Below are 15,582 nucleotides of genomic sequence, written 5' to 3'. Positions count from 1 at the left end.
CTCCGCGGGCGCCTCTAGCCAACGCGGCTATGCACAGTGCCGTTCATCCTTGTTCGAAGCTGCGCTCTGGCCCGGCGAGCCAACACCAGTACGAGCAACCGCGGTCTAGTCTCGCCTAATCGTTAAACCGCTATCCGCCCATCACCAGGCCACGGGCTGCTGATGCATCAGCCGGCCCATTTCACGCTTTATGTGTTCTGGCGCGGCGCGACTTTTAGAAACGATCGGATCGGCGACGATAAAGTTGGATATTCCCGGCCGCCCGGGCAATTCCACAACCAGCGGCGCGCCAGACCCATTTAAAAATTCAGACTTAACACGCTTGTGAGCGGATACTGAGCGGTTGGTCAAAAATCACCACAGGCTGAATCATTCGGCCCAGCCCATGTTACTGCGCGACTTTCCACTGACCGTCGATGCGGCAGAACGTCACCGTGGTGTCGCTGGTGCGCTGAGCCGCATTCGCCACAAACCGGGTCCGCCGGCACGTCGCACCGGCACGATCGCTGGCCGGAGACGGCGTAATCGTGCCCCAGTGCCCAGTTTTGTCATTACGCCACGTGATCGTATCGCCGTCGCTACCGTGGTTGAGCGCCTGGCGCGTTGCATCGCGCAACACCTGCCAGTCTTCATCGGTGAAACGAGCGACCGCGGAACTGTCCAGAAATCTGAAGTTGAAGGCCTGGGCTTGGTGGAACGACGACAGCCCCATTACACCGGCGACCCAGACAGGGACGGCCCACCGGAGCCACGAACTCGGGCCCGATCGTGTGCCCCACCCACCGTTCGAGATCGCATTCACGCCCAAAACCGATGCATGCCGTCTCATGATGATCTCCGGTTCGCTGTGCCGCCGACACAATCCGCACGTACTCGATGGCCAGCACCTTTGAATCCAATATAGCATCCGCTGTTCGGCTCGGACGATGCCTTCCCAAACGTCTAATCACACGGCTTGATCCGAATCAACCTGCGCTCTCGAGAAGCCCCCGAGACTGATATGGCCGATGCATCAGACAGCGGCCGAGGGCGTTGCGTTGCTACCTCGGTCTGCCAGGAACAACACAAGAGCCGGATCGATGCCAACAAACAAGATACTCGTGCCCGTCGATCTGAATCACGATGCCACCTTTGGCTTGGTTTTCCCGGTGACCCGTCAGCTTGCACGCCATCACTCGGCACGGCTGCACCTGCTGACCGTGGTACCGACCGAACTGGCGCTCTGGCCGTATGTCCCCCATGGCTTTCTAGAAGAAACCCGCAAGTTGACCGAAGCCCAGCTGCAGGATCTCGGCGACCTCAATTACGGCGACGACGTCGATTGGCGCAGCGAAGCCCTGACCGGCGCGATCGCCGCGACGATCGTCGAGCGCGCCGGCGAACTCGGCGTCGGTTTGATCGCCATTGCCTCTCACGATCCGAATTTCGCAGACCGGCTGCTCGGCGGCACCGCTTCACGCGTGCTGCGTCGTGCCCACTGCGCAGTGCTCGTACTCCGGCCCGGAGGCCTCTGGCATTGGGACGACGGTCAAGATTCGCCGGAAGGCCAAGGCGCCTGACTATTCGAAATTCCGGCGCAGACACTGTCGGGCGCTTATCAAACGCTCGCCCAGCTCTTCGATAGCTCGGTCTGGTTCCTAAAAACAACCGATGGCGCATTCAAGAATAACCGGCATCCGAACATGACCTGGATCAACGGCAGATTCGCATACCTGGGCTCTGATAATCATTGCTAGCCGCGTTATCGAATGACAGAAAATGTACATGCCCCTGACCCATATCACCGACTTCACCCCGGGCATCGCCCTGGGCGGCGGTTTACTGATCGGGGCGGCCGCGGCTTTGCTCATGGCCGGGCTTGGGCGTATTGCCGGCATCTCAGGGATCGTGCATGGCTTGTTCGCGGGGATTGCTGGCAGCGGCTGGCGCGCCAGTTTTCTGGTAGGTCTGATCGCCGGCGCCGCGCTCTATGTCGCGATCTGGCCCGGCGATATTCCAGTCCGCCACAGTTTTCCGGTGGCGCTGCTCGGCATGGCCGGTCTGCTGGTCGGCTTTGGCACGCGCCTGGGCTCGGGCTGTACCAGCGGGCACGGCGTCTGCGGCGTGGCCCGTCAGTCTCGACGATCGATCGTTGCCACCGTGGTGTTCATGATCTGCGGCGTGATCGCGGCCATCGTACTCCGCCATGGCCTAGGTATTGCCCCATGACACGGCATCTGATCGCGGCCGCCGCCGGTCTCATGTTCGGCTTCGGGCTATGCTTATCGCATATGGCCGATCCCAACAAGGTCCTTGCCTTTCTGGATATCGTCGGCGGCTGGGACCCAAGTCTGGCCCTGGTTATGATCGGTGCCGTGATGGTAACCATACCGGCGTTCGCAAGACTGAGACATTGGCGCCGGCCATGGGCAGGCCAGACCATGCATTGGCCGACGGCCACGCACATCGACCGGCGCCTAGTGCTAGGGGCAGCGCTGTTCGGTCTCGGATGGGGGATCGCCGGCTACTGCCCCGGCCCGGCGGTCGCTGCATTGACGTTCAACCCGAAAGAAGCCCTGATATTCGTGGCCGCATTGCTCATCGGCGGTCGCCTCGCCGGACGATTCACCGGCTGATGCCAGGCTATAATACGCATCACGTGTCCCGCGCCGGCGAAGACTGGTCATCCCGGGCGATATAAACCTGCACCTTATGTCGCTTGCCGTCGTCGACCAGTGTCAGCGTGTGCCCTGGCTGCGCCTCGCCATCAAGAACCCAGCGACTGTTCTGAACGACGCGATTATCGATCTGCTCAACGACAATCGCGTAGTTCGTCTGGCCACGGCGCAACTCGACAGCGTAGCCGCTCCAGTCGGCCGGCAGGCAGGGCTCGATACGCAGGGTCTCGCCGTGGCAGAGCTTCAATCCCAACAACGCTTCTAATACGCCGCGGAATAACCACCCCGCGGCCCCGGAATACCAAGTCCATCCGCCCCGCCCGGCGTGCGGTGCAACCCCGTAGACATCCCCGGCCAGCACGTAGGGTTCGGTGCGATATCGCGCGACACCCTCGGGATCGACGGCCTGTCGAATCGGGTTGAGCAGCGACGACAAATGCCAGGCCCGGGCGGCGTCGCCCAGCGCTGCTGCGGCCCAGACGGCCCAGACGGCGCCATGGGTGTATTGCCCCCCGTTTTCTCGAATGCCGGGCGGGTAACCGCCGATATAGCCCGGATCCTTGCGGCTGCGCTCAAAAGGTGGCGCGAGTAGCAAGATCTGGCGGGTCTCTTCGCGCACCAGCCGCTGATAAGCGGCCGTCATGGCCTGTGCCGTGCGCGGGTTCTCGGCGCCCAGCGCCAACACCGACCAGGTCTGGGCCATGAGATCGATCTGGCATTCTTCGTTCTTGGCCGAGCCCAGCGGCGTGCCATCGTCGAAATACGCCCGTCGATACCAGGCGCCATCCCAGGCATTGGCCTCGGCTTGGCGTTCCAACTCATCAGCCAATGCCGTGTAACGCTGCGCCCGTTCGTAATCGGCCATGGTCCGGCACAGGGCCTCGACATCGCGACACACTCGAATCAGAAACCAAGCCAGCCATACGCTTTCGCCCCGGCCCTTGGCACCAATCCGGTTGAAGCCGTCGTTCCAGTCGCCGCCGCCGATCAATGGCAGCCCATGTGCGCCCAGCCGCGCCGCATGATCGATAGCCCGCGTGCAGTGCTCGTATAACGGCCCGTTCTGTTCGCCGCTTTCGAATTCGGTGTAGCGCTCGGCTTCCCCGGCCTCGAGAGGCGCCCCGGACAGATAGGCCACCTCCGCGCTCAGAATCGATGCGTCACCGGTCGCTTGGACATACTGGGCCACGACATAAGGTAGCCATAGCAGATCGTCCGAATAGCGGGTCCGCACACCGCGCAGCGGGCGCTCGTGCCACCAGTGCAGTACGTCGCCTTCGGCAAACTGTCGAGACGCAGCCCGCAGGATATGGGCTCGCGCCCACTCAGGACGCGACCACAGCAGCGCCAACACGTCCTGTAGTTGATCGCGAAAACCGAACGCACCGCTGGACTGGTAATAGCCGGTACGCCCCCACAGCCGACAGGACAAAACCTGATATGGCAACCAACGATTCACCATGATATCGGTCGCGCGGTCCGGAGTACGGATCTGTACACTGCCCAAATGGCGGTCCCAGAACGCTGCCAGAGAAGCCTGGGCGGGCGCTGCGACTTCCGGTGCCTTGAAACGCGCAGCCAATGCCAGGGCCTGCTCTCGATCCCGGCCCTGGCCCAGTATGAAATAGACCGTATGGCTGGCTTCGGGCGGCAGATCGATATGGACCTGATAGGCGGCACACGGATCCTGTCCGGTCTCGATACGCCCGGACAAACCGATGCGAAACAGCGCCGCCGGCGCTTCCAAGCGCCCGTTTCGCCCCAGAAACTCGCAGCGATCGGTCGTCAGCCCGTGCGGGCGTTCACTGCTCGCGACGAAAGCCACACCTGGCTCGGCCTCGCGCAGAAAGGCATTGCGTGCCAACAACACCGCAGCCTGGGTGTCGTAATCGACCACGATATGCGGCGCGGTGGCCGTACGCACCGGCCCGAGAACCCATTCGGCGTAGTAGGTCGCGGTCAGCCGCCGGACCCAGGGCCAGCGATTGATCAGCGTCAAACATACGATTTTGACAGGCGCCTCGTGATCGACGCTGACCCGCAGACTCTGCTCTACACCGTGTGAGTTGTGGCGATACCATGTATAGCCGGCGCCGTGTCGTATTTGGTAGGCGCCATCGGCTGGGCGTGGCGCCGGGGTTGGCGTCCAGACTTCGGCGGTTTCCTCGTCGCGCAGATAGATCGCTTCGCTGGCAGGATCGGCTACTGGATCGTTGCTCCAGGGCGTAAGACGGTTTTCGCCGCTGTTACCAGCCCACGTACAGCCGAGCCCGGCTTCCGTGGTGATACAACCGAATTCGGGATTCGCAATGACGTTCGACCACGGCGCCGGCAGCCGGCGCCCCGGATCGAGGTGGATCACATACTCTCGACCGTCGTCGGCAAAGCCGCCGAATCCGTTGTCGAACTCGAGATCCGACGGGCGCGACAACGTAGGCGTCGGATAAACCCGTTCATGGGGCGGGCCGATCGCAACGAATGGCGGCAAGGTGGGCGGTGCGCTCGCCGCGCGGGCCAGCTGTTCGGCGATCGGGCCGGCCGCCGAATCCAGGACCACACGGGCTGCGGCCCAAAGCCTTTGTCGATCGGGCGCTGACAACTCCGAAGCCGCCACAATATGCGCTTGACCAGCTGTGCTGCGCTGCACCCGACTGCCGGCTTCGGCGATCGCCTGCTGCAGCCGATCTCGCATCGGCTGTACATAACCACCCGGGCTGTCGTCGACGAAGACCAGATCGATGGCCCGACCGCGACGCGCCCATAGGGTGTGGGCCTGTAGCAGCCGACTCGCGAAATCGAATCCGGCATCGACAGCGAGTCGGACCATAAGTATTGGCAGGTCTCCGGAAATACCGCGCCCCCAAAGCGCCGACTGAATACGTTCGACACCGCGCAGCACGTCATCGGCCGCGCGTAGCGATCGCACCGGCGCCAGCAGCAGTGATAACAGCTGCATCATCCAGACCACATCTGGCGGGTCGATATGCAGATCGCTCAGCTCTTGTTCCGCTGCCATCCGGCCTTGATCAAAAGCCCACTGGATACGCGACAGGCCACGATAGCCGTGCAGCGCCGACCGCACCGCACGCCGGGAATGGCCCACACCGGTCACGAACACGATCTCGGTATCTGCATGCGGGCCCAGTGTCAATTCCACGCCGCAGCCCAGCACCGGATCGAGCACCGTACCAACCGAATGGGTAAAACCGGACAGCCCGGTCGCAGTCAGCGCTCTCGGCCTGTCGATGCGGCCCAGCCGGCCAAGAAACCGCTCCCGATCAGTCTCCCATTGCACTGCTCGGTGCCGACCGGGTGCAACGACCACCGCATGGCCAAGATAGAGCGGTTTTTCGTGCGGACCGCGCGGCCGACGACGGAACAACATAAACTGTCGATCGGCTTGATAGCGGCTTTGAACGAACAGTTTGGCGAACGCCGGATGACGTGCATCCTCGGCCGGTGGCGCCAGCGCCACTTCGGCATAGTCGGCGATCAGCAATCGACGTCGGTGCCCGGATTCATTCTGAATGCGAAGATGACGAATCTCGACATCGTGCTCGCAGGCGATAGTGATACGCAGTCGGGCGAACAACTCCAGCGCCCGGCATTGATGCTCAACATAGTGGGGCGCGAACAGCGTCCGCCGTTGCCCGGTAACGCTGCCTTCGGGTTCACCCCCAACCGAGACCAGCCGGTCGCGATCGAGATCCTTGAGGTAACACCAGCGCCCGAGGCTTTCACGGGTCGCATCCGGGGCCCAGCGCGTCAGCGCCCGACCCTCCCATTGGCTGCCGCCGCTGCCCTGGCTGCTTTGGATCAACGATAGATGGCCATTCGACAACAGGTTGTAACTCTGGCCCAGCAACGGCGTCTCGGGCGACCATACCGGCAACGCCACTGCAGCAATGAACGGCTGCGGCAACTGGGTTTCTGGCCACGGTTTCAGGGCGGGCGCCAGCTCCGGCGGTCGTTCATGTAACAGATTGCCCAGCCGCGCGATCCGCGCATCCTGCTGAAATCGCTTCGGCATGGGATCGTCGTTGAGCATATTACCGATCGCCAGCAACAGCATGCCCTGGTGATGGCTCATATACGAGCGAACCACACGCGCCCGGCGCGTGGATTGACGTCCGGCTTGGCCGTAGTCGATCGCTTCGTAGAGGCCATATTCGCCCAGCCCACCGGCCCGTTCCAGAGCACGGATATTGCCGAGTACTGCATGCGCAGCGAACGGCAGCGCCATGACCGAAGAATAAGCCGATATCACCAGCCGGTCGCCCAGATCGCGGCGAAAACCGATTTCGGGAATGCCGAATGCCCGATATTGATAGTTGGACTGGGCGTCCAGCTGATAATAGCCGGATTCAGAGATGCCCCAAGGCAACTGCAGCCGCCGCGAATACGCCATCTGAGCCTCAATCGCACTACGACAGGCTCGGCCGACCAGACTCGCGCCTGGTGCTGGCATCAACAAAGTTGGCATTAGATATTCGAACAGCGTCGCGCCCCATGACATGAGCACGGTTCGACCGTCGATTTTCCGGAACGGGCGTCCCAGATACAGCCAGTGTCGACTGGGCACGTCGCCCTTGGCGATCGCTACGAAACTGGTCAATCGGGCTTCGGAAGCCAACAGGTCGTAAAACCCGGAATCCAGACGTGCCTCATCGACGCTGTAACCGATACGAAAAAGATGCCGGCTGGGCTCGTATAAAAAGGCGAAATCCATGCCGGCGACCCAGTGATCGGCAGCGTGCGCGATCGCAGCAATGTCCCGACACAGCGTCTCTGTGGCATGCATGGCATCCTGTAGCGCGCGCTGCAGCTGCCGATTCCAGGTGCTCGCTCGCGATCGGGCTGAGGCCGTGCAATCGGCCGCCTCGAGTTCGGTTTCGAGCCGTTCGACCAGGGCCTGCGCATCCCTGCAGATCGTCGTACCGTTATCCAAGGTCATCGGCTGTTCGAGACAAGACCGGATGGCCTCGAAGCCGTGTACCAGCGGCTGTCTGGCCGTCCCTCGGCCCGCATACAGGTCGGGCGGATCGGCGAGCAGGCGTCGCCAGGGCAGCAGCTGATCGCCAAAATGTCGGGCCAGAGTCGCCTGGCGTCGCAGCTCATCCAGCCACTGGTGCAATTGTCCGAGGCGCTCGGTGCTCAAATGCACGCTTCGATGCTGGACTAAGGCCAGCAATTCGGCCCGCAGGGCTGGTATATCCTGCTCGCAGAAACGCTTCAGAAGCGCCCAGCCGTAGGCGTCGGTGCCGCCGGCCTCGATCGCCTCCCGGCGCGCCCGGAGCTTGGCGATCCAGCCGATCTCAGCGTCCCCGGGGCGAGCCGGGTCAGCGGCACGCAGCGTCGTTTCCAATACCGATAGCGTATCCCGCACCCCCAGCAACAGCCGCCATGGCTCGATCGGCTGGCTCGGAAGCTGTTCCAGACCGCGCGCCAAGGTGATCAAACAGGCGGCGAAATTGCCACTGTCGACGGTCGATACATAGCGCGGCGCCAGCGGCGTCAACTCCCGGGTTTCATACCAATTCAGAAGATGGCCACGGTGCTGCTGTAAACGCGCCAGTCGATCGAAGCTGTTCGACAGGCGGGCGACCAGCGAAAACAGATCGATATAGCCGAAATCGTGGGCCGAGAGCACGGCAAGCATGCCCATGCCGATATTGGTGGGCGAGGTACGGCGAGCCAGAACGACCTTCGGTTCTTCTTGATAATTGTCCGGCGGCATCCAGTGGTCGTCCGGCCCCATGAAGCGCTCGAAGAAAAACCAGGTTCGCCGCGATATATCTCGCAGTAGCCGGCGCTCGGCCGCTCTCAGCTGTGGTGCGGCCACCGGCGGCGCCCGGCTGACGTAATGCGCCAGCATCGGCGCTACCAGCCACGCCAGTACGAACGGCCCTGCTGGAAGCAGCGCAGCCGGCGCGAACAGGCCCAGCCACAGTACGACACCAACAGCGAACGCCGGCGAGATCCACATCTCCCGCCAAGCCGCCGTCCATGTGAGCGTGCCGGAAAAATCGCGGTGCACCTCATGCGCGGTCCGCCAGTCCAGCAGGTGACGCCGTGACACCCGCATGCGATAGAGCGTACGTACGACGCCGTCGATGACGAACAGGCTCTCGTAGGGCAACACACAAAGAGACAACAGCCAGCGCCCGGCGCGGGCCCACAGACGTCGCGGTATCGACTGTAGATAGCGCGGCGCGCGACGCCAATCGGCCGCACAACGCCATAGCTGCGTCAACAACTCCACCCAGATCGGCGCCGCCGAAAGCCCGACTAGGCCCAAAGTCCAGGCCCAAGCCGCTCCCGGCAGCAAGCCGGCCCAGACCACGCATAGCAGCGCCAGCGTCGCAGGCGCGGTCATGCTACGGCGCAGATTGTCGAGAATCTGCCACTGCTGAATCAGAGTCAGCGGATTGGGTTCGCGTCGGCCTTCGGCCAGCGGCACCCAACGCCACAGCCAGGGTAAAAGCTGCCAGTCACCACGGATCCAGCGATGCGAGCGGCGCAGATACACAAAAATACTGGGCGGAAACTGTTCGTAAAAACGCGTATCCGACACCAGCGCAGTACGGCCGAAACTGCCTTCGAGCAGATCATGGCTAAGCAATCGGTTGGCCGGCAGACGTTCGTTGAGCGTCGCGCCGATGACGTGCGGGTCGTAGATTCCCTTGCCGGCAAAGATCCCCTCGCCGAACAGATCCTGGTAGGCGTTGGACACCGCATTGGTATACAGATCGACGGTTGGGTCGCTGTCGAAAATCTGGGTAAAACGGGTGGGCTCGACCGCGCTCGGATCACTATCGAGCCGCGGCTGTAAAAACGCATAGCCACGCTGGACGCGCATTCGTTGTGTATCGACGATCGCCTGATTGAGTGGATGCGCCATGGTGCCCACCAGCAACCGGGCCGTGCCTTGCGGCATGGCGGTATCGGCATCCAGCGTGATCACATAGCGAATCGCCTGGAGCCGGGTTCGATCGCCGGCCAGGGTTTCGAAATTTTGGCGCCCGTTGCCGGTGATCAGACGATTGAACTGAAGCAGCTTGCCGCGCTTGCGCTCCCAGCCCATCCAGCAATTCTGGGCCGTATTCCACTCGCGCCGGCGATGCAGAAATACGAACGGGCCGCGATTGTTCGCCGTGTCCCGGTAGCGCTCGTTGAGCGCTTCTAGGCGCGCTCGGGTCGTCTCCAGAATCGCTGCGTCCTCGGCGTGATCGTAATTGGGGGCATCGGCGAAGTCGCCCAGCAGGACATACACCAGGTTGGGATCCGCGTTATTGAGATAGTTGATTTCTAGCCGTTCGAGCAGCGGTGCAATGTCGTCGATCTGACTCAGCAGGCAGGGAACGGCCACGGCACTGCGACAGCGCTCGGGAATGCCGGCATCGAAGTCCAGCTTCGGCAGGCAGTACGGCGGCAGCATATGCGTGATCAAGCCATTGAGCAGTCCGGAGGCCAGCCCCCCCATCATGACGGTGGTCAACAGCATGACGAGGGTCATAATCGGCCAGGCGGCACCGTGGCCAGCGACGAACACCCCAAGCGCCAACCACAGCGGCATCGCAAATATCGCCAGCCCCAAGAAATACAGCAGCGACGCCCATCGATGCGGCAACTCGTACCATGGCCGATGCAGGCGTTGGCCTATCCGCCCAGCCAGTTCGACCCGACCTTCATCGATCAGATAGAAGCCTACATGGCGTCGATAGCGATCGGTCGTCGCGGCCTGGGCACATTGCAGCGCCACACGCACGATCTCGATCTCGGCGACCGCGGCGCGCCGGGCATGCCGCTCGACCGCCTTGCGATAGCGATCCCGTGATGCGAAGTCCATGCCCTCATAGGCCCCTGCCGGGTCCTGACGCAGCAGCGTATCGACGATCAGCAACGACTCAGCGATCTCTCGCCAATCATTGTCCTCCAGAGTGCGCAGGCTCAGAACGAGACTGGCCACACCCATACCGCTCGGCCGGCTGTCGTCGGTCGCAGGCTCATCGGACACGCCCTGCTCGGCTACTGCCAGCAATCTTTCGAGCAGCACCCAGCGCAATACCGCCGGTAAAGCCCAAACCTCGCCGATATTGAGCACGCAAACCTGCTGATAGATATTGACGTAGTCGACAATATGGTCGACATCCACGGGTTCGCCGCCCTGGGCAATCAGTTCCACGGCCAGCTCACGAACCCGAAGCTCTGGCCGACCGGCGGCGCCACGGATTTGCGGCAGCTGGACGAGATAGCCCGGCGGCAGACTTTCGCGTACCTGCTCGATCGCGCGCTGCACGATATGCCAGTTGTCCAGCAGCCATTCCTCGGTACGACTGCCACGCTGCCCACGGCTCACACGATGACCGATGCGTTCATACAACCGTTGGTAGCCGACCTCGATGAGCGTGATCAGCCGGCTGACGGCCGGTGCTGCCCGTGAACGGAGCAGTCGCTGATGGGCCTGGGCCAGATTCGAGATCCACTCGATTTCGACTCCGGTTTCTGACGTGGTCTGCGCAGCGTGGGGCGCCGCGGTCGACGATCGATCCCTGGATTTGAGCGCAGGCTTCACGGGCGGATTCCTCCGCCTGAAACGAACGGCCTGTCGTACCCAAGCATCGCCCGGGGCCTGTCTCGTCGCCCCTGCCTGGTCCATGACAAAGCGATCGGCCGAAAATGTCGGTCGATAGGCGGCTCGTTCTGCTGGCCAACTGCGACAGGCCAGCTTCGGCGCTGTTTTTCAGCACCGGCCGGCTGCGTCTGCTCCCGCGACGGACCTTGGCGCCGCTGCCGAGCCAACCTCGACACGCCCTAGACCTGCCTACGCTGGTCAGCCATCGCGATACAGGCCGGTCAATTGCCGACAGGGTTGATCGTCATGAATCGCCTGAGGGCGGGCATGTGGCAGGTCCTGCAAGATCAATACCGGACGATCGCAGTGGCTGGCCACGGCGTCGGCAATCGAGCCCAACTCCCAGATCGATTCGTCCGATGCCCCGTGTGCGCTGAGGGTGACCAGATCGACATCTTCGGTCTCCGCCACATTCACGATCGCTTTAGCTACGCTGCGGGCCTGCACCAGCCGACTGCTGACCTGCACGCCCTGGTTCATGCGATGACAGGTGGCATCCAGATAGGCCTGGCCGGCCCGCAGCTGTTCTTCGAGCAGCCGTTGTTGAAGCGTTGCCATCTCGCCGGTCATGCGCAGCGCGGACAGCTCGATCGGCAGCGTTACCACCTGCAGCAGGATGAGCTCGCCGTACTCGGTTTCGCGCAATAGCGAGACCGCTCGGCAAGCTGCCCATTCCGCACGGCCGGAGCCGTCAAGCGGTACCAGCACCCGCCGATAGCCGTGAGTCATCGTTGCTGGCTCGGGGGGATGATGGTTCGGGCGCACGATCATGATCGAGGTCTGCATGCCGCGTAGCGCTTTCTGCACGGTACCGCCAAAACGGAACCGGCTGGCATCGCCGTGGCCATAGGCACTGAACACGATCAGATCGACCGCATGCTTTTGCGCGAACTCCAGAATCTGGCCGGCGGGATCACCCTCATCGACGAATGCCGTGGCCTGTAATCCCTCGGCGGTCAGACGCTCGACGATCTCCCCGAGATAACGCTCGGCCCGGGCCTGCTGCAGGCGCCAATCCAATGGGTCCATGTGATGGTCGCCCTCGCGGTTTCGCGAGGGTACGACATACAGCAGACAGATCTCGCCTTTGGCAGCCGGTACCAGTCGCTGGGCATGGCTTAAGGCGTTTTCGGCGACTCGCGAGCCATCGAGCGGCACGAGCACACGACTGAAAGACATTGGGTCGCCTCTTCGAGATCGCGGTCGTTCATCATCCGCGTCGCCGGTCACTAATAAAATGACTCAAGTCAAAGACCCGGACACCAACGCCGCTGCCGCAAGCACGGCCACCCGGTCGACAAATCGTGTGTCATCAGCGCACGGTCGTGGCTTGCAACCTGTCCAGACTATTCGCGAACAGCCGCGCCGATCACCGCGCCGGTTGATCGCGGTCAACGCGCGGCCGGGACCGTGGTCTAAATTGAACAATCACGGCTCGTAACCCCTCTGGATCGATCGGGTGCCGTATGCGCCGGGCACCGGCTGTGTCGTCGAGTCGTTTTGAATCTCGACAGACCCCGTTGCGCAGAACTCGGCCCATGGATGTATCGAACTGGCACGCCCTCGAACCGCAGCAGGCCTTGCAGACGCTCGGCTCGTGCATGACCGGTTTGAGCGCAGGCGATGCCCGGCATCGCCTGCGCCGCGAGGGCCCCAATCAGTTGCCGATCGCCCCGCCAGAACACGTGCTCAGACGTTTGGCTCGGCAGTTCAAGAACGTACTGATCGCTATCCTGATGCTGGCCGGCCTGGCAACGCTGGCCATCCGGCACTGGATCGATGCCGTCGTTATCTTCGGCGTGATTCTGGCGATGGTACTGATCGGCACGCTTCAGGAAGGGCGAGCCGAAAAAGCCTTGCGCGCGATCCAGTCGCTGCTGGCCCGACATACGATCGTCTACCGTGACGGCCGGCTCCAACGCCTGCCCACGGATCAGATCGTACCGGGCGATATCGTGCGCCTGCAGGCCGGCGATCAGGTGCCGGCCGATCTTCGGCTGTTGCAAGCCGCTGGACTGCGAATCGATGAATCACCGCTCACCGGTGAATCGATAACGGTCGACAAAGGCATCGATCCGGTCGCTCCTCGCACGCCGCTGGCCGAACGCCGCGACATGGCCTTCTCCGGCACGCATGTCGCCCAGGGGCATGCCTTGGGCGTCGTAGTGGCCACCGGCGCCCGAACCGAGATCGGACGGATCGTACGCTTGGCCGAAAACATCAGCGGCGGCCATACGCCGTTGATGCAGCAGATGGCCGATCTGTCGTGGAAGCTCACTATCGCGATTCTGGTACTCGCCGCCGTGACCTTCGGCTTCGGCTGGCTAATACGTCATGCAGCATTCGAAGAAGCGTTCCTCGCAGCGATCGCCCTGGCCGTGGCGGCCATACCGGAAGGGCTGCCGGCCGTCGTCACCATCACCCTGGCCATCGGCGTCCAACGCATGGCCCGCCGCAATGCCATCATCCGGCGGTTGTATGCCGTGGAAACCCTGGGCGCGGTCGATGTGATCTGCTCGGACAAGACCGGCACCCTGACCCATAACCAGATGATGGTACGCAGCGTGGTGCTGCCGCAGGGGCAACTGGTCGTTGCGGGCGACGGCTATGCGCCAACCGGCCGTATCACCCCAGCCGAACCCCTCACGATGGCCGATATTCAGCCAGATTTCGAACGCCTGCTGCGGGCCGGCGTGCTCTGCAACGATTCGGCCTTGAAATCGGAGCCGGAATGGCACGTCGTCGGGAGCGCCACAGAAGGCGCACTGTTGACCCTGGCCCTCAAGGCGGGGATTGATATCGACGCCGCCCGGGCGGCCTGCCCCAGGAGCGATGTCTTGCCATTCGAACCAGAACGCCGTTTCATGGTGACCCAGCACCGCAGTGCGAGCGGGCGGGTCTGGATCGTGGCCAAGGGGGCCCCGGAAACGCTACTGGCCCGCTGTCCCAGCCAGGTTCGGCAAGGCACAGACGAATCCCTCGATTACGAGTATTGGCAGCAGTGTTTGGACGAACTCACTAAGACCGGCCAGCGTCCCTTGGCCATCGCAGCCGCCGAAATGGCGGTCGAAAATACCCAAGCCAGCCTGGAGGAGATGGCCTCGAACCTGGCGCTGCTCGGCATCGTCGGGATCGAAGACCCGCCGCGCGCCGATGCCATCGCCGCGGTCGCGCATTGCCGGGCCGCCGGTATTCACATCAAGATGATTACCGGCGATCACGCGGCTACTGCCCAGGCGATTGGCGCCCGCTTCGGCCTCGGCCAGGCCGGCGTGTTATCGGGTCAGGACATCGATGCACTGGACGATGCCGCGCTGCGAGAGCGGACCCGCTCGATCGATATCTATGCCCGAACAACGCCCGAACACAAGCTGCGACTGGTCAAGGCCTTACAGGACCGAGGCTGCGTTGTCGCGATGACCGGCGACGGCGTCAATGACGCTCCGGCGCTAAAACAGGCAGAAGTCGGCATCGCCATGGGCCGACGCGGTACCGACACCGCCCGGGAAGCCGCACATATCGTGCTGACCGACGACAATTTCGTCTCGATTGCCGAAGCCGTCGAACAGGGCCGCACGGTCTACGACAACATCAAAAAATCGGTGCTTTTTCTGGTTCCGACCGGACTGGCCGAAGCCATGATCGTGGTGTTGGCGCTGCTTGCCGGGCTGACCCTGCCGCTCACGCCATTGCAGATTCTCTGGGTCAACACGATCACCGCGACAACCCTCGGCCTAGCGCTGGCCTTCGAGCACGCCGAGACCGATCTCATGCAGCGTTCACCGCGCGGCCGACGGGATTCGATACTCAGCGGCATGCTGGCCTGGCGAATCGTGTTTGTCACCTTGGTGATCGTGGCCGGCACCTTCGGCCAGTTCCTCTGGGCGATCGAACACGGCGTACCGGTCGAACGGGCCCGTACGATCGCGATCAATACCGTGGTCATGTTCGAGATCGCCTATCTATTCAGCAGTCGTTCTATCGTCAGCCCCGTATTGAATTGGCGCGGCCTGACCGGCAATCGCTATGTTCTGATCGCGATTGCCATCACGCTCGTCTTCCAGGCCGCCCTGACCTATACCCCGCTCCTGCAGACCGTGTTTGCGACGCGCCCCTTGGATCTCGCCGACTGGGTCGCCATTCTCGGGACCGCTTCCACGGTTTTCATTCTGGTCGAACTCGAAAAAACGATCCTACGCCGCCGTCAGCGGCGCCGCGACCGACTGGCGTCGGTCTCGGTATAGCGCCGCCCTGCAGGCCTCGGCCGATCGTCACGCGATACACCTAAAC

The 15,582-nt window shown here is 62.8% G+C and carries 7 protein-coding genes; 4 read left to right on the top strand and 3 right to left on the bottom strand.

What is annotated here, in order from left to right:
• Nucleotides 1–388: 388 nt before the first annotated feature.
• The gene (locus V5738_RS08790; RefSeq protein WP_423824044.1) at nt 389–712 is read right to left on the bottom strand and encodes an RT0821/Lpp0805 family surface protein; all 324 of its coding nucleotides are present in this window, start codon (nt 710–712) and stop codon (nt 389–391) included.
• Nucleotides 713–1,079: 367 nt separating this feature from the next.
• Here V5738_RS08790 and V5738_RS08785 point away from each other — a divergent pair, with 367 nt between their 5' ends.
• The 3 genes from V5738_RS08785 (at nt 1,080) to V5738_RS08775 (ending at nt 2,615) form a co-directional block, all read left to right on the top strand.
• The gene (locus V5738_RS08785) at nt 1,080–1,559 is read left to right on the top strand and encodes a universal stress protein (protein WP_423824043.1); all 480 of its coding nucleotides are present in this window, start codon (nt 1,080–1,082) and stop codon (nt 1,557–1,559) included.
• A gap of 199 nt (nt 1,560–1,758) precedes the next feature.
• On the top strand, nt 1,759–2,208 hold the full coding sequence (locus tag V5738_RS08780; protein WP_423824042.1) for a YeeE/YedE family protein: 450 nt from the start codon (nt 1,759–1,761) through the stop codon (nt 2,206–2,208).
• Entirely contained in the window at nt 2,205–2,615 is a 411-nt protein-coding gene (locus V5738_RS08775) for a DUF6691 family protein (RefSeq protein ID WP_423824041.1), read from the top strand. The genes V5738_RS08780 and V5738_RS08775 overlap by 4 nt, the downstream gene beginning before the upstream one ends.
• Nucleotides 2,616–2,634: 19 nt before the next feature.
• Here V5738_RS08775 and V5738_RS08770 read toward each other — a convergent pair whose 3' ends face one another.
• Nucleotides 2,635–11,232 (bottom strand): GH36-type glycosyl hydrolase domain-containing protein, encoded by an 8,598-nt coding sequence (locus V5738_RS08770; protein WP_423824040.1) that lies wholly within the window; start codon nt 11,230–11,232, stop codon nt 2,635–2,637.
• Nucleotides 11,233–11,490: 258 nt separating this feature from the next.
• On the bottom strand, nt 11,491–12,471 hold the full coding sequence (locus tag V5738_RS08765; RefSeq protein WP_423824039.1) for a universal stress protein: 981 nt from the start codon (nt 12,469–12,471) through the stop codon (nt 11,491–11,493).
• Between the two features lie 359 nt (nt 12,472–12,830).
• Between V5738_RS08765 and V5738_RS08760 the strand changes: the two genes are divergently transcribed.
• Complete coding sequence (locus V5738_RS08760) at nt 12,831–15,536, top strand: cation-translocating P-type ATPase (RefSeq protein ID WP_423824038.1); 2,706 nt, start codon at nt 12,831–12,833, stop codon at nt 15,534–15,536.
• The last annotated feature ends 46 nt before the right edge of the window (nt 15,537–15,582 follow it).

This window comes from Salinisphaera sp. SPP-AMP-43, from assembly GCF_049568105.1.
In the GTDB taxonomy this organism is placed as follows: Bacteria; Pseudomonadota; Gammaproteobacteria; order Nevskiales; family Salinisphaeraceae; genus Salinisphaera.
Note: the sequence above shows the minus strand (reverse complement) of the source record. Positions and strands in the feature narration are given on the sequence as shown.